Source organism: Spirosoma sp. KNUC1025 (assembly GCF_045160025.1).
In the GTDB taxonomy this organism is placed as follows: Bacteria; Bacteroidota; Bacteroidia; order Cytophagales; family Spirosomataceae; genus Spirosoma.
In genome coordinates this window covers 2,241,016-2,263,493 of sequence record NZ_CP087139.1, presented here as the reverse complement: position 1 = coordinate 2,263,493, position 22,478 = coordinate 2,241,016, and the positions used below count along the sequence as shown (strand labels likewise).

Here is a 22,478-nt window from a genome sequence, read left to right as displayed (position 1 = left end):
CGTACGTGAATCAGGAAAGGGGTCTTAATACACTAGCTATATAAAAAAACCATAGATAACTACTTAATTAATGCAGCACACTCCATCGGATCAACAATTGCCTGATGAAACCAGACAGCTTAAGACAGAACAACTACGGCTGCAGGAAATCATCCGCGGGTTGCAGGCTGAACAGACTCAGCTCGACCAGCACTGGCAATTCCTCATCGACGATCTTGGTGAAACGTATTGGTCAAACGATTTGCCAACCAGCAACCTGCACCGTTCGGCCATATACTATCAGCGGCTGGGCTACCTGGCTGAATCATCTGAGCCAATACCGGCCTGGCGAACACTAATTCATCCGCAGGATTTGCAGACGTGGGATTATGAGCTGACTGCCTGTCGGCATAATCGACAGACCGTCTTTACTGTAACGTACCGCATACGCAAGCAAGATGGAACGTATGAATACTGGCTTGATCGGGGGCGTATTTTCAGCCATTCGGCCGATGGACAACCTCTACGGCTCAAAGGCATTTCAACAGCCCTGACCACCCAGCCTCATCGCGCGTATCCTCTTAGCCGGCAGGCCAATCGACTAGCCAACCTTATTACTCACTTGCAGGATGGCCTCCTGCTGGAAGACGAGCACCGTACCATTATTCTGGTTAATCAGCATTTCTGCGAGCTTTTTTCGGTACCGCTCTCCCCCGAGCAGCTAACAGGAATGGATTGTTCGGGCATGGCTGAGCAGAGCAAACACTTTTTCAAAGACCCTGAAACCTTTGTTCAGCGCGTCAATCAGCTTCTGGACGAGAAGAAGCCGGTTATTGGCGAAGAGCTGGAGCTAGCCGATGGGCGCATCTTTGATCGGGACTATATTCCACTTTTTATCGAAGGTTCTTACGCCGGACACCTTTGGAAATACTCTGACATCACCCGCCGAAAGCGCGCTGAAGATGCCGCCTTACGGCAGAAAGAAAAGTATCAGCGCATTATTGAGAACATGCATCTGGGCCTGATCGAGGTCGATCTGCAGGAACGTATCGTTTATACGAATCAGAGCTTTTGTTTCATGAGCGGCTACGAAGCTGACGATTTGATCGGCCGGGTTGCTTCCGATACTCTGCTGAATGGCCAGAATGTCCAGGTCATGCAGGAAAAGAACGACAGTCGGCTCGATGGCGCTATGGATACCTACGAGGTCGCTGTTACTAACAAGCAGGGTACAGCCATGTGGTGGCTCATCAGTGGCGCTCCTCTCTATTCGGACACGGGCGAAGTAATCGGCTCGACAGGCATTCATCTGGATATTACCAAACAGAAACAACTGGAATCCGAGCTACGTATTGCCAAACAGGAGGCCGAACACTCATCGAGAGCCAAAGAGTTATTTCTGGCCAACATGAGTCATGAGATTCGCACCCCTATGAACGTAATCCTGAGCCTGGGCCAACAGCTTACCAAAACCATTTTATCCGATCAGCAGCATTACCTGTTGAGCATGATCAATACAGCAGCCAGTAATTTGCTCGTTATTCTGAACGATATACTCGACTTTTCTAAAATTGAAGCGGGACAACTCTCGCTGGAACAAATCGGCTTCAATCTGACCGATCTGTTGCAGGCTGGCGTTCAGGTCATGGCCAATCAGGCGCAGGAAAAAAATCTGAGACTGTCAACCCGCATCGACGCTGGCATTGCGCCCGTGGTACTGGGTGATCCCTACCGGCTCAACCAGATTTTAGTCAACCTGCTGAGCAACGCGATCAAGTTTACAGAATCAGGCAGCGTAACCGTTGAATGCCAGGGAAAACAGCAGAACGGTCAACAACATATCGTGCTACGTGTCATCGATACGGGTATCGGCATGGACCCGGATTTCCAGAAGACTATATTCAATAAGTTTACGCAGGAGGATGGCAGTATTGGCCGTCGATACGGTGGCACGGGATTAGGCATGAGCATCACAAAACAGCTCGTCGATCTGATGGGGGGTGCCATTTCCATAGAAAGCAGACAAAACGCAGGGACTACCGTAGATATAGCGTTAACCTTCCCTATTGGTAAGAAAACAGATCTGGGAACGCCGGAACAGGCAACCCCACAGGAAAATCTATTAGTATCAAAACGGATTCTGCTGGTCGAAGATAACGAGATGAACCGACTGGTTGTGCGAATGATACTGAAACCTTACGGGCCACACCTTACCGAAGTTATCAACGGACAAAAGGCCATTGAAGCCTTACGGACAGATACGTTCGATCTGGTGTTGATGGACGTACAGATGCCGGTGATGGACGGGCTTGAAGCTACCCGCATAATCCGCCGGGAAATTAGTCAGTCGCTGCCTGTTATTGCCTTAACGGCCAGTGCCATTCGAACCGAGAAAGAGGAATGCTATCAGGTAGGTATGAATGATTTTCTGGCTAAACCATTTGAAGAGAAAGACCTGATTAGTTTGTTGACGAAATGGATAAACTCGGCTGGAACGGAAAAGCCAGTCATCAAATCACCGACGAAGCTTTATGATTTATCGAAACTCGAGTCTATCAGCCGGGGCGATTCGGAATTTATCCAGCAAATGGTTCAATTATTTTGTACCGAAACCCCAACAGCTGTGAATCAATTAGTTGACGCATATTATTTAGGCAATCTTCGGAAGGTAAAGTCCATTGCGCACCGGATCAAACCTTCGATAGACAACATGGGTATTGATTCACAAACAGAAGGGATACGTGCAATTGATCAACTGGCTCAAACGGGCGAAGCGTCTAATGAGCTAGAAGCACGTATCAGCAGTTTTGCCGAAACAATTACTGAAGTCGTTCGACAACTGCAAGCTGATTTTTAGCGATTCTTTTATCTACCAAGTCATAAGAGCTGTTTCCACAACTGGCCCGAAACAAAGCATCTTACAGCTAACAGTCGAACGGACGTAGCAAGATGATTTAAACGAGTTGGCTTATAATCCAGAACAGGACCAGCAGGAAAAGCAATCCCGATATCAGGAGCATCAACGTCCAGGGGCCGGGAGTCGGAATAAAAGATTTCTTATTCATGAACGTACAGGTTGAGCATCTGTTTAACCTATAACGAGAAAAATCACAAAATGGATTAATTTTATAAAAAATATAACGGATATATTTGTTGAATAGGGTGCTTGTTTGTCATTTTTATATACAATAGTCAGTAATTGATTACTATAAAGATGTGTTTATCAGACTATATTGCCGGAAGTGTAACTAAAACAGCAGGCAATAAATTGAGAATACGGTTTACTCAGGATCGTTTTTTACGCTTGATGCACACCAATATGCCAAAGGGTTATTGAGTAGAGTCTGAAAATAAAAACCGATTCAATCAATCTTTATTCAAATTAATGGCTATTTATGGTAAAATAAATAACTTAATACTATAATTTTATAGTCCGATAGTTCAATATAGATACTTGTAGTACAAAAATACTTCGGAACGTATTCGTATATTGCTTCTAAAACCACCTTTCGACATCCTCATGCTTAAAGAACCTTCTCACAGCGTTTTTATTGCTGATGACGATGATGACGATCTGTACATGCTACAATTGGCTTTTCAGCAACACGCTCCCGATTGTCGGCTGGAAATTGCGTCAAACGGTATTGATTTACTAGACCTCATTAAGCGAAGCCCCGTTCAGCCCTGTCTGGTCATACTGGATATTAATATGCCATTTATGGATGGTTTTGAAGTTCTACAGACATTGCGCGCCAATCCGGATTATACACAAACCCCAATTGTCGTTCTGACAACATCCCGCCAGGACTGGGACCGTCAGCGGGCCTTTGAATTAGGCGCTAATGCCTTTATTACTAAGCCAACAAATTTGGCCACACTCAATCAAATCATTCGGCAGCTTAATAATGACTGGCAGCTAGATCGTTATCTATAAACACATTACCGGGCCGTTTCGAACAGATCGGCTTTTATTAACTTCTTCTTATTCGTTCAGAACCAGAAATACTGATACGGGAACTGGTATCAGTATCGACTGTTTATTACCCTCCGAAAGCACCCCTTGTATAGCTGTTTGCAGAATGAGAAAGCGTACCGAATCGCTCTCGGAATGTAGATTGGCTATTTTTTTGTTGTCTTCTACATAGGAAACTCAAAAAATTGACCTGTCAGCTACTTAGTAACTATCCGTATAATCAATAAAATCCATGCTTCATATTATTATATGAATAAAATTACATAATGAAGATCAGCTCAATCACTGATCTAGTCTATTACACAAAAAGAGTATCATTTGTAGTTTTGATTGTACTTAAAACAAACACTTAGATAATATTATTAAATAACAGTAACAAATAGTATTACTAATTATAATTCTTAGAGTTCCAGCTACCGTAAACTTGTACTTAACCAATACATGAATAGAATCATAATGGTAATGTATCAGTATAGCTATTTGCTTAAAATATCGAAGTCAAAGACGTGCATTGAAATTATTTAAAGTAGTTGATAGAGGAAAGAGGAAGGTGTGAAACGCCCGGGCATATTGATCCGGGCGTTTTTTTATGTCTTTTTTCTCCGAATTGCCGATAGATAGACTGTATACACTCAAGAAAGTATATCAAATGCTAAAAAACTCGCCCAGGACTTCTAACACGAACCAAATAATTTTAGAAAGAGTAGAATCTGACCCTTTCCGATTTAAGTATGTAGCTCCACATAACATACTAGGTGTCAGATTGCCAACAATAAAGCATAGGTTATACCGCCTGATAAATTAAGTACATATTTATAACGTATTAGAATCTTTTTGGCTACAAATAAGCGTAGATACATTAAATTTATAACTTTGAGTAATCTACCACCTATTTACACTATGAATGGAGTACGATCTGACGATGAGATGAGTCGGCAATACCTACCCCCGCCTGCCACACCCAGTTTCGAAGCCCTCTACAACCAGTACGTCGACAAAGTCTATCGACAATGCCTGGCTATGACCCGCGACTCGGAAAAAGCCCAGGACTTCACCCACGACATTTTTATCAAGGTCTTCAATAAGATTGATGGCTTCCAGCAACGGGCCAGCTTATCGACCTGGATCAATACCATTGCCTACAACTACTGCGCCGACCAGATTCGTCTGGCCCGCCGACTGCCCACCACCTCGCTGGCCGATGAGCTGGGCGATTACGTACCCGATACGGGGGAGGTGCTGCTTCAGGAGGAGACGCTTCAGTTGGTCAATCAGGCTCTGGCCAGCCTGGCACCAGCCGAGCAGCAGTTGTTACGCCAGAAGTACGAAGAAGGGCTTAGTCTGGAGGAGTTGGCTGATTTATACCACATCAAGTTGAGTGCGGTCAAGATGCGGCTCAAGCGCAGCCGGGAGAAGATTCAGCTCTACTGTGCCCAACACCGGACCGCCTGACCAGAGCCGATTATGAAACCATTTGGCAGACTTTTAAAAACCTGTAATGTATCAAAATGGGTTTTGTAACAGTTTGCCTGTTTTTTTATTGAGCGAACTGCGATTCGCCGGACGCCTATCGCCAGCTTTTTAAGGTATGCCCATATACGGCATAAAAGAGAAGATAAAGGTAGCAGGGAACCAACACCCAATAAGCTTGCCGGAGTGAGAAAATATCCGCAAAATAGCCGTAGATCAGGGGCATGATCGCATTACCACAAAGCCCCATGATAAGTAACGACGCCCCTGCTTTAATAAAACGGCCTAACCGTGCCAATGCCAGAGGCCAAATACCCGCCCAAACCAGCGAATTAGCCAGCCCCAGGCTAACCAGAAACCAGAGTGATACGTCTGAGTGATGACCCAGCAGGCTTACTTCTCCTTTCGAGAAAAGAATACCCAGACTTAGCAGCAAGCCCAGTCCCGTGCAGATACGTAATGCATTGACCTGCTGGATAAATCGGGGAATGGCAATGATCCCGATAACATAACCACAAATGGTGGCAAAGAGTATGTAAGACGGAAACCCTTTGGCCTCCAGCAATGACATATTCATGGAACTGGCGTAGCCGATCACGGTATCTATGGCGATTACCTGCGAGCCTACGTGAAAAAAATGGCCAGTGCGCCCAGCACCAGATGCGGAAAGTGTAGAACGCTGGTTTTACCGGCATTGGCCATAACCAGCTCGTCACTTTCCTGCTCCGTATCAATGTCGGGTAAGGGCGAGAACCGAATAAACAGACCCAGACCGAATAGTACGGTACCTACACAGGCATAAGGCACAATCACGCGCCGGATCAGTTCATCGAGCGCAACAGCCCGGTCGCTGGAGGTCATGAGTGGCAATTGCTTAAACAAATCGGCGTCGGTGCTACGTAAAATAACGGCAGCAAACAGCAATGGAGCAATAATACCCGCTGTTTTGTTGCAAATACCCATAATGCTCATCCGCTGGGCCGCGCGTTCGATAGGCCCTAAAATCGTTACGTATGGGTTTGAGGCTGTTTGCAGAATAGCCAATCCCGTGCCAATCGTGAACAAACCCGTCAGAAACAGGAGATACGTGCGGGTCAGAGCCGCCGGAATAAATAGCAGTGCGCCTGCCGACATAATGAAGAACCCCAGCATCATACCCCGCTTGAAACCCACTTTCTTCAACAGCATCGAAGCGGGTACCGACATTATCAGATAAGAAATGTAGAACGCGAAAGCGACCAGATACGATTGAAAGTGAGTTAGTTCACAAGCTATTTTGAAATACGGTATCAGAATAGAATTGATCCAGGTAACAAAGCCAAAAATGAAAAACATAACGCCAATGATCACGATGGAACCCGTTGAGCTTCGGGACGTAGCGATTTGGTTGTCGGCGGTGTTGGTTGTGACCATGCGGATATGAGTTAGCTAATTTGGTCAATTAAGTACGTTCGGATGGCTCTGCCTGCTGACATTGGTAGACCCGAAGGCCTGCTTTATAGGTTTCAAGCAGTTGCAGGCTATCGGATGTTTGCTTAAAAACGACTAGATCGGCGGGTGCCCCAACCGACAAGCCTTTTTTCTGGGGCAAATCGAGAAGTTCGCCAGGGTACACCGAAGCCATATTCCAGACATCACCTAACGAACCCAACTGGCTCTGTAGGAGGTGTCGAATACCACCAATTAAAGGTTGGGCTGAGCCAGCCAGTACGTTGGGTTTGCCAGCCAGATGGAGCTTTCCATTCCCCGTTAGGACAACGTCGCCACCGATATGGGTGCTATATGAGCCGGGTGTGCAACCTGCCAGCCCAACACTATCGCTTACCAATATAGTATGTTTCCCTTTCACTTTCATCACCACTTTCAGTACTGAATCGGGCAGGTGAAAGCCATCAGCTATGATGCAGGCACTTAACTCATCCAGCGCTAGTTGCTCCCAAATGTAATTAGGATGCCGGGGCAAAACCTGATGCGAGCCATTGCCCAAATGCGTCGACAATCGCGCTCCAGCGGCCACGGCCTCCCGAATCTGCTCTGGTGTAGCGGCTGTGTGTCCAATCGAGACGATGATACCGTCCGCTACACATCGCCGGATGAAATCGCTGGCTTCTGGCCATTCCGGAGAAAGAGTAATCAGCCTGATCTGCTGGCCCGAAGCTTCCATAAACCTTTCGAAACTGGGCCAGTCCGGCGCTGTTACGTGGTTTTTTGGGTGAGCCCCAACGGGACCTTCCTGGGGTGAAATAAACGGACCTTCCAGATGAACACCAGCTATGCTTTTTTGTACCATCGGAAAACGGTCACACGCTTTGTGAATAGTCCGCAGCGCCGTTATGATTCGATCATCTGAATTGGTAATAACCGTTGGCAAATAAGACGTAACTCCGTACGACCATAGCGTCTGCGTCAGGGTGTCGACATCTTCCACCGTCAGAGCTTCGTGATTAACATCAATTCCTTTAAACCCATTGACCTGCAGATCCGTCAGACCGGGAGCAACCAGTGGCATATCTTCCGGTTTATCGGCCAAATAGTCAATCTGACTGATCAGCCCATCCCGACAGGTAATGCTCAATAGCTCACCCGTCTGGTAATGCTGTCCACAAATACGCTGGGTCGGTTTTTTAGGATCGGGGTTCATTGGGTTACGGGCTGACTAAAGGAATCCTGGTCTACGTACAGCGTGCAATCGGGGTGCTGCCGAAGAATGGAAGCCGGACACGCCGTTGTAATCGGTCCGTAGAGCGTGTTTTTGATAGCCTCGCGCTTTGTTTTGCCGGGTACAACACAGAACAAATGCTGCCCGGCCATCAGAGTTGGAATGGTTAATGTCAGAGCTTCGGCAGGTACAGCATCAAACGACGGGAAACAACCGTCATTTACCTGTTGCTGTCGGCAAACGTCGTCTAATTGCACACGCTTAATGACTTCGGAATCATTGAAATCCGCAACCGGCGGATCATTGAAGGCCAGATGCCCATTTTCACCAATGCCCAGGCAAATAATATCGATTGGCGACTGGGTTATCAATTGCTGATAGCGTTCACAGGCCGAAGCCGCACCGGCCGAATCATCGATTAGATGAACCCTTCGAGGTTTTACGTGATCGAACAACTTACTGGTCAGAAAATAAGCAAATCGTTGGGGTGCATCGGGCGCTAACCCTACGTATTCGTCCATATGAAACACATCAATCCGGGCCCAGTCGATACGTTTATCAGCCGACAGAAAGGCCAGCAGTTCATTCTGAGATGAGGCTGCGGCAAACACAATCCGGAGGATGTCTTTTTCCTGCAACAGCACTCTTATTTTAGCCGAAACAGCTTCACCGGCGGCTATACCCATTGCCTGCCGGGTCTCAAAAACGCGTATTTGCAAGGCATCAACCTGCTCAATTACCGCAGTCATAGTAGGTTATTTTTCGGTTTTACAGAGTACTTTTCAATTAACTATACATATCAAAATCAGGTTAAACGGTTGGTTCCCAGCCTTTTTCGTAGTCCCGTTTCCAATACTTCATAGCAGCGGGATTGTTCTTTATGTGGCCATTAGTCGGATCAATCCGAAGTGCATCGCCCGAACGCAGGGCAATATTGCCTAGTTGACAGAGCAACGTACTCTTATACCCGCTCACGATATCCGACGCCAGGGGTGTTCCTTTTTTGATACCGTCAAAAAAATTCTGAATATGAAACGCATCCAGCTTTTGCGACGGGTTCATCCGATCACGAGGATCGATGGGCAGATCATTCTTTATTTCTTTGACCAGCTTGTTTTCCAGATCATAGATTTTATACGAGTTTCCGCTTTCGATGACTACAGAGCCGGTTTCGCCGTAAAAAACCACCCCAACACTGTTGCCTTCTACCGTTCTGCCGTTGCAGCTTCTCCCCTCCCAGGTGATATTGGTATTGTTAGCAAATTCCAGATTGACGACCTGCGTATCGGGCGTTTCCCAATCATCCTGATACCGGTACCGTCCGCCCGATGATGTCACCCGTACTGGAAAATCAACGCCCAGCCCCCAGCGCATCAGGTCAACCATATGGGTTCCATTGTTGAGGCACTCGCCCGTTCCCCAATGCCAACGCCAGTGCCAATTATAATGAATCAGATTATCTCTAAAGGCTTGCCGTGGAGCCGGCCCCTGCCATAAGTCATAGTCCAGCCAGGACGGTACGTTAACCGTTTTGCCGATACCCATTGATGGGCGATTGTTGGTGTACCAGCCTTTCGCGAAATACGGTCGGCCAATTGCTCCATTTTTAACGTCAGCAATGGCAGCGGCCACATTTGGCCAGGTCCGGCGCTGGTTGCCCATCTGGATTACGTTTTTGTATTTGGCTGCTGCGGCTACCAGCAATTCACCCTCATGTGGGTTATGGCTACAGGGTTTTTCCAGATAAACATGTTTGCCAGCTTTGGAGGCCAGAATAGCCGCTGGTGCGTGCCAATGATCGGGAGCAGCCACAACCAGTGCGTCCATGTCTTTGTCTTCCAGCGCTTTTCGAAAGTCGGGCTGCGCTCTTGGCTTCTTTTTCTGAATTCCTTCCACGGTAGAAATGCATTTATCGGCCGCACGCGAATCGACATCGGAAATATACATTACCTCACAGTTTGGCTGTAGAGCATAATTTGTAGCTAAGGCCAGCCCCCGACTATTGACACCCATAACGCCAACCTGTATACGCTCATTAGCGCCTATAATGTTGGCATAACTACGGGCACTGAAACCGGGCAGCACACCACCTACTGCTATCGCTACGGCACCCGTTGCGGTCGTTTTTATAAATTCCCGGCGAGAATCTGTCGGCGTTTTCATTTTCTGCTTGGGTTAGATTCGGTTTATCCTTTTGATCTTAATAAGGTTACGAATTTGGTCAGGAAAGACATACGATACTGAGGTCAATCTTCACCACCGACGTAACGGCTGTTTTTATAACTTACCCGCTTTACTCAATACACTTTCCAGCGTTATGGGCACGCCACCCTGCCGCTTGCTTTCATCGGCCGCTTCCATAAACGCAAAAATTTCCAGGGTCTCTTCGGGCGTAACGGGTACAGCCCCTGAATCAAAATAGCGAATAATTTCCTGCAAAAGAGGCTCATAGCCCCCATATGGCCCCAGCACGATGTTTGCTTTTTCGGTATATACAGTTCCGCCGTAATCGCTTTTACCCGTTCGTGTCCCGCGGAAGGTGCCCAGTCGGCCATCGGCCCAGGTACCCACTACAATGTCTGAGCTGTCGGAATGAATCCGAACCACCTGCCTGCACCCCCGCCCCATTACGGTAAACAGAGTTTCAACCCCATGTATACCATACCAGAAAAGGTCAGGATGGGTTTTTTCGAGTTTGGCCGGACTGAACGTATCTGCCCCAAGTACCTGACTTTTGTCCAGCCCTTCTACCCCTTTTATATACCGTAATGAAGATGCCGAGAAAACAGGAACATTGTACTTTTGAGCCGTTTTAAAGATGGCTATTACGTCGGTCAGGGAAGCCGCAATCGGTTTATCAATAAACAATCGTTTGCCAGTTTTCAAAACCTGGGTTGCCTGCTCCAGATGCAGCCGCCCATCGTTGGTTTCCAACAGAACCACATCGACCTTTTCCAATAGTTCAGGAATCGAATTGACCAGTTCTACGCCCGCTTTTTTTACCTCATCGCTATAACCGGGAATCCGGGAGAAGCTGGATTCAATCGTTTTGCTGCCGTATGGATAAGCGGCTACTACCCGATATCCTTTGTAGATAGCAGGAGCATCGGGGGCATTAAGGACATTCGTAAATGCCACGCTATGCGACGTATCCAGCCCGATTATTCCGACGCGTTTTCCGGCGGGCGCAATCGCAGGCAGCCACCTATCAGGTAAACTCAGACTAAGCACCGTAGCGTATACTCCTTTGACAAACGCCCGGCGCGTGTATGACTGATTCATAAAAACGAATTTAGAACAGCCCCGAAAGGCATATACTCGTAAAGGCAGTTTTTGAGAAATTATATCCCCGGCTCTGTCTGAAAATTCAGAATCCGGGAAAATGGGACACAAGTAATCGGTGAGAACAGGGTTGAAAAATAAATGAGCCAACAAGGATCATATGAGAAACTGACTTGGGTCATGTGGTATTCATGCATTAAAGGACAACTTTGTCATATCAAACGTACGCATTAGGGACTACGATAACTGGTAGAGGAGAAGCTAACGTATGGAGGGTGAAAGATTTTCAGGTTATGAGGAAATAGCAAAAATGCCCGGCCATCATGAGCCGGGCATTTTTTTGTTTGGCTCGCTTATCAGACACCATTCAGAAGATTCCTGACCGTTGCCTCAAAGGAAGCCGAATGGACCATCAAAACGCCGTAAATTTTCAGTAAAGTATTGGTATTGATCAACTTATCTGAACTTCTTATGCGGCTATCACTTTACGTCTGTCTGCTCATATCACTGCCCAGTTCGCTGCTGGCTCAGGGTAACTACGTAGCCAACACACCCAATTCGGCTTCGCCGGGCACCTTCAATACGTTGGTCGGACCGGGGGCGGGTGCTGCCGGACCAATTACGGGAGATCGCAATACAATAACGGGGTATAATGCCGGGCTGGTACTGACATCAGGAAAATGGAATACTTTCAACGGAGTGGATGCGGGTCGGTTCACAACCACGGGCAGTTATAATACGTTTATCGGTCAGGAATCTGGCTTATACAATACCACTGGATCAGCGAATGCTTATCTGGGGCGGGGTGCAGGGTACTCCAACTCAACGGGTTCCTGACAATGCTTTCATGGGTTATCTGGTGGGGTATGCCAATACTACGGGGAGCAGTAATGTGTTCGTAGGTGCCTTCTCAGGGAGTGCGAATACGTCGGGGAGTAGTAACGCGTTTATTGGCTACTTCGCTGGCCACACCAACTCAACGGGCAATAGTGATACGTTCGTTGGCACTGGTGCGGGTGAGTACAATACCACTGGCTCCGGCAATGCCTTTCTGGGGTATGCCGCGGGTTTTCGAAATACAACAGGCTTTAACAATTCGTTTCTGGGGTATGGAGCCGGACAGAGTAATACCACGGGGTCATACAATACCTACATGGGGGGTGGGGCCGCCATATTAAATATAACGGGAAGCCAGAACGTATTTCTGGGTAACGATGCCGGGTATTTTAGTACCTCAAATACTCAGAATACGCTTGTAGGGTATCAGTCAGGGTACAATAGCAATGGGGATGCGAATACTTTTCTAGGTCACCAGAGCGGCTTCGACAACACTTCTGGCTTACGTAACGTAGCCGTTGGCCAGAAAGCGGGGGCTAATAACCAGACCGGCTCAGATAATGTGTTTGTTGGCTATGGCGCCAAAGCTGGAACGGCCAATCCAACGAATGTGACAAATGCCGTCGCTATTGGTGCGAATGCGGTTGTTAGTCAAAGCAATAGCATGGTCTTGGGGAGCCGACTGAATGTTGGTATTGGCAACAGCGCCCCGTCCGCAAAACTCCACATCACTGCTGGCGTGGCTAATACGTCTGGACTACGACTGGAAAATCTGACCAGCAGTTCGCCCGCTACGTTGCTGAACCGAACAAAATTCCTGTCAGTCGACGGCAGTGGTAACGTAGTGTTAGCCAGTGTTAATGGCTCTGCTCGCGAATCAGCCCCGGAGGCCGTGTGGCAGCAGGAAGGAAAGTATCTTCACAACGTAACTGGTGATGGAGTGGTTATTGGGCAGGGCGTCAGCAAAATGCCCGATGGGTACGCCCTATTCGTTGCAAACGGTATCCTGACGGAAAAAGTAAAGGTGGCCATTAAAAATACGACAGACTGGAGCGACCACGTATTTGCAAAGAACTATCCGCTCAGGAGCCTGCACGAAGTCGATCAGTATATCCAGCAAACGGGCCACCTGCCCGGTATTCCTTCGGCAATGGAAGTGGTAAAGAATGGCGTTGACCTGGGTAAAATGGACGCCATACTGCTAGAAAAGATTGAAGAGATAACGCTGTACCTGATCGATCTGCAAAAAGAAGTCGCCACGCTCCGTCGAGAAAATCAGGCGTTAAAGCACGAGAATGCAAAAATTGGAAAACGGCTGAACGCATCTGTTTATAAAGCCAGGAACTAAACGCTGCTTTCCCGATCACCTGTCGCGTATGAACTACGATTAACCATTTGTTTATGGACGTATGGCTTCAGTGGCTTCCAGAAAACCTATCTTTAAGGGCCGTTTCTGGCTGAGCACTCCGTATCATGAAAAGCAACGTTACGTTAAACCATTGCGCATTAATAACCTTGTTTGTTGTATGGCTGGTGGGTTGTCACCGATCCAGCCCCGGCCTGCGTAGCAGCGACAATCGCGCATCTGCCTATAAAACAGCTACTGACGACAGTACGCTGGCGGGTGAGACTTCCCCTTTTTAATGCCTTACAACCGAATTATCGATGCCGCCGGGCAATCGGTCAGTTTTGGGGATGCCAGCCTGGAAAATCACAGTCTGGATGCGGTGTTGCTACCCGACAAAAAAGCGCTTGTTGTTGAAGATCGGTTTGGTATCGCATTTTTCGACGCACAACGCCATCAACTGATTTCGCGCTGGGAGTACAACAAAACAGCGAGTGTCAGGGGCAGCATGAGTTCCTTCTCGGGAATCAAGGCGGTGGTTCATCACGATTCAACGTATATTTTCTGGGGAGCGGGCGGCCGGGGCAAGCCTAATTCCTATGTTATGCAGGCGTATTGGGATGGCTCTCAGGCGCGGCTGATCCGGGTGATTCCGTTTGAGGCTATCGCGCCAGCAACCATCGCTTTACCTAACGAAGTAGTCGTTAAGGAAGAAGCAGGCGAGTTGTATCTGTACACCGTTTTAAACGGAAACAATCAATTTGTGAAAGTCCGGGTAAAGGATCAACAGATAATCTGGACAGTCCCCACCGGCGTTGCGCCGTTTGGTCTAACAATTTTGGGCGACAAAGCGTACGTAACCAACTGGGCAGGACCGGTTCCCAATGCGGCTGATGGTCTGGAAACGGCGGGTGTGCCCTGGGGAAGCGCCTACATCGACCCCAAAACAGGAGCCATGGCGCAGGGTTCGGTATCGATCTTTGATATTCGGCAGGGCAAGGCCGAGAAGGAATTGCCCGTTGGTTTGCACCCAAACGCCATCATTAGTAGCCCCGATCAGCGATTCCTGTACGTAGCGAATGGCAACAGCGATTATGTTTCGGTCATTGATGTTCAGGCTCAGCAGGTTACCGATTCTATTTTCGTTGGGCTGTTCAACCGGGGCAACGGATACATCGGCAGTACGCCAAACGGGCTGGCCATCAGCCCTCAGGGGACAACGCTTTACGTAGCGAATGGCATGGATAACGCCATCTGTGTGGTGGCCTTAGGTAAAAAAGATGCTACGTCGGGCATGGGCGATACGCAGGTAAAAGGGTATATTCCAACCCAGGCCTATCCGTCGGGCATTGTAGTGAACAACAATGAACTCTACGTAACAAACCTGGAAGCGGCTGGCGCCCGGGTTGCGAATCCTGTCGATCAGGGCAGTCAGGGTAAAAATTCATCCCGAAAGGAGCTTAAGGCTTACAATTCACATAAACAGCTGGCCTCCATCTCGTTCATTCCGGTGCCGGATGAAACTCAGTTAAACAAGTATACCGAAAAGGTGAAACAACAAAGCCTTCAGTTTCGCTTAGCTTTAACAGAACAGGCGCCCCGGCCTAACATAGCTCCAAGGCCGGTTCCCGAACGGATTGGCGAACCCTCCGTGTTCAAACACGTACTGTATATCATTAAGGAAAACCGCACGTACGACCAGGTGCTGGGCGATATGCCGCAGGGAAATGGGTTGTCTGATTTGTGCATATTTGGTGATAGCATAACCCCCAACCAGCACCAGCTTGCCCGAAATTATTTACTAATGGACAATTACCACGTATCGGGTAAATCATCGGCCGAGGGTCATCACTGGGCCAGTGCAGCCATGGTGACGGATTACACGGAAAAGAGCGTTCGGGCCTGGTTCCGCAGTTATCCGCACGTATTGTACGACGCCATGGTGTACGACAAAAAAGGGCTTATCTGGAACAATGCACTAGACCACGGCAAAACGGTTCGGATGTATGGAGAAGCCTGTACCTGCCATTTCGACCAGAAACAATACACCTGGCGTACCCTGTATCAGGCGCGGCAGGAAAGCAAACCCTTCTCGTATACCAATACCACAACCATTTCCCGCGTCAGGCCAATTCTCGCCATGAATTTTCCGGGATGCGACGACGAAACCGTCAGCGATCAGATGCGCGCCGATGCGTTTATCAAGGAACTGAACGAAACAGCGGCAAATCCCAACGCTGATTTACCAAACCTGATGGTCATGTCGTTGCCCAACGATCATACGTCAGGCATGAATCCGGCTTTTCCGGTGCCAAGAGCGATGGTTGCCGATAATGACCTGGCCGTAGGACGTATTGTTGACGCCATAACGCACAGCCGGTTTGCAGCCTCGACCGTCATTTTCATCACCGAAGATGATTCGCAGGCTGGTTGGGATCATGTATCGGCCTATCGGACAACAGGCTTCGTTGTCAGCCCTTATTCGCGCTTGCAGAAAACGGTGCATACGAATTATAACCAGACTTCCATGGTTCGGACTATGGAGCAAATTCTGGGTTTACCACCTATGAATGTAATCGACGCTACGGCCCTGCCCATGTTTGATTGTTTTACAGACAAACCAGATCTGTCGTTCAGCTACACTACACTGCCCAATCGGGTCAGTCTGACGGAAATGAATGCATCGCCAACCGGCCTGAAAGGACCTGCTTTGCGATTTGCCAATCAATCAATACGACACGGCTTTTACCAGATTGACCGCGGGCATGACGATCTGCTCAATCGCATCCTGTGGTTTACAGCTAAAGGCAAAAAACGCTACCCGGCAGAATTAGCGGGTGCCGAAGATGATGACGATGACGATGACGATTAGTTAGTGTCGACGCTCACGAGCAATCAAGCCTGCTTTGCCGTTGTGTGCATCAGTTCTACGTCGCCACGCAGGTCGATAAAGAAGCAATGAACATGAAGCTTATAGGGTTTCTGCTTCTTTTGATCGTAATACTCTTTAGCGCTTATTTCACCGGAAAGGGCTTCGGCAAACTTGCGATGACATTCCGATTCATCTGCATTATTGGCGAAATCACCATCCTTCAGAAATTCTCTGTAAGCGCCACAATCCTGATGCTCAATAATGTACACATCCCGGATATCGTGCAGATCGACAGCCAGCTGCAAATGCTCGAAAAGGTTGTTTTTCCAATGCGTGAAATTGCCGTAATCAGCTAACACCTTCTCCTTGAAAAGAGAATGATGATGAGTCGTTGCGCACAAAGAAGCACCCGCCAGTATAAAATGGTCATACCGATTGGCGAGGTTATCGTTGTGGAGGAAATCCACAAGATCGTCGGTCAGGCGAAGGTCCATGCAGCTAATGACCAGTACGTTCTTTTTGGGTAATTGATACTGATTGAAATCGGGATAGACTAGATTAGCCATAGCAAAAATGGTTTTCGGGTTAACTGATCATTGTGTAAAGTGATTAGATTATACTGTCAGTAAAATAAAGTACCAAGCACGTTATCGACAGTAAACAGGTATTGAAACTCTCTTTTCTGCTCACATTGCCTGTCTATAAATCATCGCGACAACTAAAATCTACCTAACCCAACGTACTAAACAGATTATCATGAAGCAGTTTTTCCTGTTTGTCGCTCTGATTGCCTTACTCAGCTCGTTTACCCATAAAGAACTTACGTGGGTAGCTATCGGCGATTCCATTACGTACTTAAACGAACATCTGGATGAAACTGGGAAGCGGGTTACCAAAGGTTACATGACGAGGGTTGTCGACCAACTGCCTTATGTTCACTACGTTAATCAGGGGCACAATGGGTGGACAGCAGGCCGTATCGCCGAACAGATCGAAACCCTGGGACTGGGTAAAGCCGATTTATATTCAATTTTCCTGGGCACGAATGACTGGTGGGCCGGTCGGCCGCTGGGTCGTTTGAAGGACTATCAGGACAATACGGGAAACGCCACTGTGTACGGGTCCTTTCGCCTGATTATCGACAAACTCAGGAAGCTTAATTCCGCAGCTCCGATCATCTTGATTACGCCGATGCAACGGGCAGATTTTGTGTATTTGTTTAACTTCAAAAACAACGCGTACGGCTCTTACAAACCTAAAAATAATCAGTCGCTCGAAGCCTTTGCGATGGCTATCGATTCCATTGGCCAGTACGAAAAGTTTCCTGTCGTAGATCTGTATCACCTTAACGGGCTAAACGTAAAGAAACTGGTTAAGTACAAACGGTTGAAAAATCCGCAGACGGGCACCTATACGAACTACTCCTACCCGAAATTTATTGATCTGCCTTTCAACCCCGAAACGGACGAATATCCTTATCCACCTGAAGCCATCAACAGAACGTACGACGGCCTGCACCCCTCCGATAAAGGGTATGCCCTGATTAGCCGTCGGTTAACCAAAATCATCAAAAACTACTGAGACAGCTGGCGCTCAGTACGTTCACTAGATCTTATTTAGCCGTACCTGATACAGGTACCAACTGAGCCGATAAGTTGGGAGTTTTCATGTCGGCATCAAACGGAAACATGGGCCGTTTAATCCGCTTATACGGCAGTCGGAACAAATCCTGGTCAACTCCGCCGGGCGTCAGCGCCATAATCCAATCGGCCTGCATGGCATACAGCTCGGGCTCCAGATAACCGATTTTCACAACGACAATATCCGATTGTCGGGGATTGAGGCCCAAGCGAGTGAAATCATTCTCTTTATGATAGGGCTTGCGTTTCTGCGTAACAATAACGTGGATGCTCCCCACTTTCACAACCACTTCTACTTCAGCGTCTTTATCTCCTTTTACAATCGATTCGACCGTACCCTTTATTGGGACAGGCGGAGCAAAACGAGCATCGACCCTGGCGCCCGCCACTCCTTCTACCTGACCACCGACACCAGCCGCTATCGCTTTTTTCACCAGTTCGGGATCAGGAATTGACGCATAAATCAACGATGGACCATCTGGACGCTTGAATTCAGGACGAGCCAGCAGCTGAGTGATTGTCCACGTTACGTCGCCTGCGCCACCCGCGGTCGGATTATCGCCAGTATCGCTAATGAAAAACGGGTGTTTTTGGCTGGTCAGTGCTTTAGCCAGGGTTTGCTCCAACGTAGCCGTTGGGGCCACAAAGCCAAACTTCGATCGTACGTTCCAGAAATCAAGGGCTAATTTCTCAGCAGCCTGTGTCACTTTCGCCTTATCATCGCCGGTAACCATCACAACGGCATGATTGCGAGGTTCATCCGCCCAGGCATAACCTATCCAGATTCCGGCATCCACGATGCCATCCTGATGATCGGCAATGGGTGCAACTTCTTTGTACAGGCTCTTTCCCGGCTCAATACGTGTGCTGGTTTTTTCACCCGGCAACAGAATCGGTATAGGTATCCATGCTTTATACGCTGGTTTTCCTTTGCCGCTTTTGATTCGCTCCAGCAGATTGACGACAGCTCTTTCTTTTGTTTGCATGGCATCTTCGTGCGGAGCCATCCGATAACAGGTCATCAGATCAGAATTCTGAGCCAATCGCCACGATACGTTGCCGTGCAAATCCATAGAGGTGGAAATGAGCGTTTTATACCCCACAACCTGTCTAATACGGGTGAGTAAATCGCCTTCCGGGTCGTCCAGCCCTTTTACGCTCATAGCACCATGAATGTCGAAGTACAGGCCATCATAGGGACCATATTTTTTGAGCGAATCCAGTGTTTTATTGACCAGCGACTCGTAGGCTTCGCGCGTTACGGCTCCTCCCGGCAGCGATTTACCCACAATGGCAGGAAACCATCTGGCTTGCTGACGTAGTGGAGAGATGGCCATCATGAAGGGGTAGGCATTGAACACTTCCGGACCGTATCGGGCATGAAAGGCTTCTTCCTGCGTAATAGCCGGCGAGAACGTACTGGATTCGATGCCTAAACCTGCTATCGCGATTCGGGGCAAATCGGTTCCTCCTCCGCTATTCGTCGATTGGGCCAATACCCCGCTAACGGCCATCAGCCATGCCGCCACCCCAACAATGAACTGTTTCATACGTATCGTATCATTTTGCATCCGCTACGAAAATACGGCAATACAATGTCAATAAGACACGTTCAGGCCAGATGCTGACCTAAAAACTTACAAAGAATGCCTTTATGTATATTTGACATAATAAACCTTTACGTACTTTTGACGTAAAGAAAGGCGACGGTTCGTACGACCTCAGTCTTCAAATTATCTTAGTCCTAATCACTTCCTGGTATAACCTATGAGAACACGTATTCTTGTTGCGGCCTGGCTGTTGCTGTCTGGTATGTCATTGGCACAGACTACCCCTCCTAACCGCCCGCTTCCTATTATCGATGTACACGTTCACGCCATGAAAGTGAACCCCAGCTTTGCGATTGAAATGTGTCCGTGGTTTTTGAAAGATATGCCCGGTGGCGATCCGAATCAACAAATGCGGGCTTTTCTGAATGCAACTTGTGTGGACCCTCTGCAACCGGCAAAATCTGATCAGGAGATGCAGACTGCCGTATTGGAAACTATGAAGCGGCTCAACATGACCATTATAGCGTATGGTGATCCGCAAATTTTACGCCAGTGGAAAAAAGCAGCTCCTGATCGTGTGATTGCGGGTATAGGGGTTAGTTCGCCCGACGAAATGAGCGTGAAAGCATTTAGTGATTCGCTCTCTTCCGGTTTTTACCAGGTCATGGGTGAGGTCGCTCCTCAGTACAGGGGACTTTCGCCCAGCGATATGAGTCTGGATCAATATTTTGCGGTAGCAGAAAAGATGAATATACCCGTAGGCATTCATATGGGTACCGGCGGCAACGGCATGGCCAATATCACCCAGGCCAAATATCGGGCATCACTCGGCCGACCGTTTCTGTTGGAAGATCTGCTGGGCCGTCATCCAAAGTTGAAAATATGGGTCATGCACGCAGGCTACCCCATGATTGACGAAATGATTGCCCTAATGGGCGCTAATGCCTACGTATATGTAGATCTGGCCGGTTTTATCTGGAGTTATCCGCAGGAAGAAATTCATGCCTATCTCAAACGTCTGGTACAGGCTGGCTTTGGCAAACGAATTATGTACGGCACCGATTTTATGGTTTGGCCTAAGTTGTTTGAAGCCTCCATTGGTGTGATCGAAAATGCGGATTATCTGTCGTTCGATCAAAAACGGGACATTATGTTCAACAACGCTGTCCGGTTTTTCCGGCTGGATGCCAGTAAATTTAAATAAGCATTTCAACTGCGGGTATAGCACTGTGCCATACCCGCAGTTGAGAATTACGCTTTAGCCGTCTGAATGGCGCTTTTCAGGGCCGCTACCAGTTGATCGTTTGTCTGGTTCAACAGGCTATCGTTAACCATCAATTTAAATGAACCATCCGCTTTAGCCATCGGCCAGGCTATCTTATGTTGTTGCCACAAATTGTCTGTCAGCTTTTGGGCGTTGACAGACTGGTTTAGTTGAGCCGTTGAAATATTCGTTCCATTGGCAATACGTTTGATTTTAAGTTCAGGCAGTTCATTAAGCCGGTCAAACAGTTGCCTTGCCTGAAGAACGCTACGTTTCAACCGATCTTCCAGTCCTGCCAGATGATGCAGAGCCATGGCGGCATTGGCCCAGCTCATAAAAACGACTCCGCCATGAACTTTGGCTAAATGCTCCATACGATCAATAATCGATTTAGGACCGCACAAAACAGCCCCGCCAGCCGCACCGAGGTATTTGTAAAGTGAAATGTAAACCGTATCAAAGTACGAGGCATACTCAGCCACCGACGTACCCGAATAGGCAGAGGCCAGATAAAGACGCGCCCCATCCAGATGAAGTTTATACCCTTGCTGCCGACAGAAGGCAGCAATTTGTTTAATGTCATCAATAGGGACGTACTGACCATCGCACCGACGAACGGGATTTTCTATCGAGACAGCGCCAATGCCGCTCTGAAAAACTTCCCCTTTGGTATGGTCTTCGATAGACTGCTGAAGTTCGTTTAGCGTAAAATAGGCTTTATCAGGAGCCAGCGGAATGAGTCGCTTACCAAAAACGGATTGAGCCGCGTCGGCCTCGTCTCGGTAAACATGGCTGGTTTGCTGAACGAATACCTTGGTATTTTCACCACTGAGAACAGAAATCGCTAATTGATTGGCCAACGTACCCGAGGCCAGATAGATGGCAGCCTCCTTGCCAGTTATAGCCGCAAATTGTTTGGTCAGCTCATCTACACAGCCACCTTTTCCGTAAAAATCCGACTCGATTGGCGCGGCCTGCTTAATTTGTCCGAGTTTGGCAATATACTGGTCCGGCGAATAAATGGGGCCGTCGCCCATAAACCGGACGGGTTTCTGCTCGGAATCACCCCCTGGCCATTGCTTTGAAATGTCATCCAGCGTAACGAAGGATGGCGCGGCCGAAACTGTAGAAAAACGTAGAAAATCTCTTCTGGTAAACATAGTAGCTTCTAATAGCAAATCCCGCTCTTGTTAGCTGATTGTACTGATTTAGAAGCTATTCAGGCCGGTAAAGGCAATTTAATACACAAACCGGATAAAACAACCAGCCGTAAAGACGGTGGCAGACAGGATGCGTACACAGAAAAATTAGCGAAGACCAAGTTTATTGACCTTGCTTCGCTCGTACGGCATATAAATCTGATAAACCCGGGACCGATACATAGCCAGCCAATAAGCAAAAGACTCGACCGTCAGAACGTTTTCAGGTGTCGTTTTCTCCAGTTCTTTTTTTGATTGGGATTCACCGGGCAAGTTTTTCTGTTGCATAAGCGGATACGTTTATTCGGCTCAATAATCAGGCTAACATTTGTTTTTAAAACGAGAACAAAGCCCCAGCTAGTACCATAGCTGGTTAATACTTCATATCATTGAGCAAAAAACGTATCA

General features: G+C 47.9%; 17 protein-coding genes and 1 pseudogene. 9 read left to right on the top strand and 9 right to left on the bottom strand.

The genetic code is table 11. The features are described from left to right. Positions 1 to 70 precede the first annotated feature (70 nt). The 3 genes from LN737_RS09820 to LN737_RS09810 all read left to right on the top strand — a co-directional run bounded on the left by LN737_RS09820 (position 71) and on the right by LN737_RS09810 (position 5,404). Positions 71 to 2,836, top strand: coding sequence for a PAS domain S-box protein (locus LN737_RS09820; RefSeq protein ID WP_405518377.1), 2,766 nt, complete (start codon positions 71 to 73; stop codon positions 2,834 to 2,836). Between the two features lie 663 nt (positions 2,837 to 3,499). Continuing rightward, entirely contained in the window at positions 3,500 to 3,913 is a 414-nt protein-coding gene (locus tag LN737_RS09815; protein WP_405518375.1) for a response regulator, read from the top strand. Positions 3,914 to 4,852: 939 nt separating this feature from the next. Continuing rightward, positions 4,853 to 5,404 (top strand): RNA polymerase sigma factor, encoded by a 552-nt coding sequence (locus LN737_RS09810; protein WP_405518373.1) that lies wholly within the window; start codon positions 4,853 to 4,855, stop codon positions 5,402 to 5,404. 115 nt (positions 5,405 to 5,519) lie between these two features. On the opposite strand, the pseudogene LN737_RS09805 reads toward LN737_RS09810, so the two are convergent. The 5 genes and pseudogenes from LN737_RS09805 to LN737_RS09785 form a co-directional block, all read right to left on the bottom strand. After that, positions 5,520 to 6,835: pseudogene (locus LN737_RS09805) on the bottom strand (sugar MFS transporter). A gap of 28 nt (positions 6,836 to 6,863) precedes the next feature. Then, positions 6,864 to 8,063, bottom strand: coding sequence for an N-acetylglucosamine-6-phosphate deacetylase (locus LN737_RS09800; RefSeq protein WP_405518372.1), 1,200 nt, complete (start codon positions 8,061 to 8,063; stop codon positions 6,864 to 6,866). Continuing rightward, positions 8,060 to 8,830: a glucosamine-6-phosphate deaminase gene (locus tag LN737_RS09795; RefSeq protein WP_405518370.1), complete on the bottom strand. Its 771-nt coding sequence runs from the start codon at positions 8,828 to 8,830 to the stop codon at positions 8,060 to 8,062. The genes LN737_RS09800 and LN737_RS09795 overlap by 4 nt, the downstream gene beginning before the upstream one ends. A gap of 61 nt (positions 8,831 to 8,891) precedes the next feature. After that, positions 8,892 to 10,244 (bottom strand): Gfo/Idh/MocA family oxidoreductase, encoded by a 1,353-nt coding sequence (locus tag LN737_RS09790; protein ID WP_405518368.1) that lies wholly within the window; start codon positions 10,242 to 10,244, stop codon positions 8,892 to 8,894. Positions 10,245 to 10,358: 114 nt separating this feature from the next. Further along, positions 10,359 to 11,363, bottom strand: coding sequence for a Gfo/Idh/MocA family protein (locus tag LN737_RS09785; protein ID WP_405518366.1), 1,005 nt, complete (start codon positions 11,361 to 11,363; stop codon positions 10,359 to 10,361). A 471-nt stretch (positions 11,364 to 11,834) separates the two neighbouring features. Between LN737_RS09785 and LN737_RS09780 the strand changes: the two genes are divergently transcribed. From LN737_RS09780 to LN737_RS09765, 4 genes are all read left to right on the top strand, one after another. Beyond that, a complete protein-coding gene (locus tag LN737_RS09780; RefSeq protein WP_405518364.1) occupies positions 11,835 to 12,200 on the top strand; it encodes a hypothetical protein in 366 nt (121 codons plus the stop codon). Further along, positions 12,151 to 13,548, top strand: a complete 1,398-nt coding sequence (locus LN737_RS09775) for a bZIP transcription factor (protein ID WP_405518362.1) — start codon at positions 12,151 to 12,153, stop codon at positions 13,546 to 13,548. The genes LN737_RS09780 and LN737_RS09775 overlap by 50 nt, the downstream gene beginning before the upstream one ends. Positions 13,549 to 13,673: 125 nt before the next feature. After that, complete coding sequence (locus LN737_RS09770; protein WP_405518360.1) at positions 13,674 to 13,844, top strand: hypothetical protein; 171 nt, start codon at positions 13,674 to 13,676, stop codon at positions 13,842 to 13,844. Further along, positions 13,844 to 16,417 carry an alkaline phosphatase family protein gene (locus LN737_RS09765; RefSeq protein WP_405518358.1) on the top strand — a complete coding sequence of 858 codons (2,574 nt, stop codon included), beginning with the start codon at positions 13,844 to 13,846 and terminating at the stop codon, positions 16,415 to 16,417. The genes LN737_RS09770 and LN737_RS09765 overlap by 1 nt, the downstream gene beginning before the upstream one ends. A 23-nt stretch (positions 16,418 to 16,440) precedes the next feature. Here LN737_RS09765 and LN737_RS09760 read toward each other — a convergent pair whose 3' ends face one another. Then, positions 16,441 to 16,983 (bottom strand): hypothetical protein, encoded by a 543-nt coding sequence (locus LN737_RS09760; protein WP_405518356.1) that lies wholly within the window; start codon positions 16,981 to 16,983, stop codon positions 16,441 to 16,443. Between the two features lie 190 nt (positions 16,984 to 17,173). Here LN737_RS09760 and LN737_RS09755 point away from each other — a divergent pair, with 190 nt between their 5' ends. Beyond that, positions 17,174 to 17,998 carry an SGNH/GDSL hydrolase family protein gene (locus LN737_RS09755; protein WP_405518354.1) on the top strand — a complete coding sequence of 275 codons (825 nt, stop codon included), beginning with the start codon at positions 17,174 to 17,176 and terminating at the stop codon, positions 17,996 to 17,998. 31 nt (positions 17,999 to 18,029) lie between these two features. Here the strand turns inward: LN737_RS09755 and LN737_RS09750 are convergent, their stop codons facing one another. After that, positions 18,030 to 19,571, bottom strand: coding sequence for a M81 family metallopeptidase (locus tag LN737_RS09750; protein ID WP_405520362.1), 1,542 nt, complete (start codon positions 19,569 to 19,571; stop codon positions 18,030 to 18,032). Positions 19,572 to 19,824: 253 nt separating this feature from the next. Between LN737_RS09750 and LN737_RS09745 the strand changes: the two genes are divergently transcribed. Next, positions 19,825 to 20,811 (top strand): amidohydrolase family protein, encoded by a 987-nt coding sequence (locus tag LN737_RS09745; protein ID WP_405518352.1) that lies wholly within the window; start codon positions 19,825 to 19,827, stop codon positions 20,809 to 20,811. Positions 20,812 to 20,858: 47 nt separating this feature from the next. Here LN737_RS09745 and LN737_RS09740 read toward each other — a convergent pair whose 3' ends face one another. Both LN737_RS09740 and LN737_RS09735 read right to left on the bottom strand, forming a co-directional pair. Next, complete coding sequence (locus LN737_RS09740; RefSeq protein WP_405518350.1) at positions 20,859 to 22,031, bottom strand: low specificity L-threonine aldolase; 1,173 nt, start codon at positions 22,029 to 22,031, stop codon at positions 20,859 to 20,861. Positions 22,032 to 22,178: 147 nt separating this feature from the next. Next, positions 22,179 to 22,358 carry a hypothetical protein gene (locus LN737_RS09735; RefSeq protein ID WP_405518348.1) on the bottom strand — a complete coding sequence of 60 codons (180 nt, stop codon included), beginning with the start codon at positions 22,356 to 22,358 and terminating at the stop codon, positions 22,179 to 22,181. Between the last annotated feature and the right edge of the window lie 120 nt (positions 22,359 to 22,478).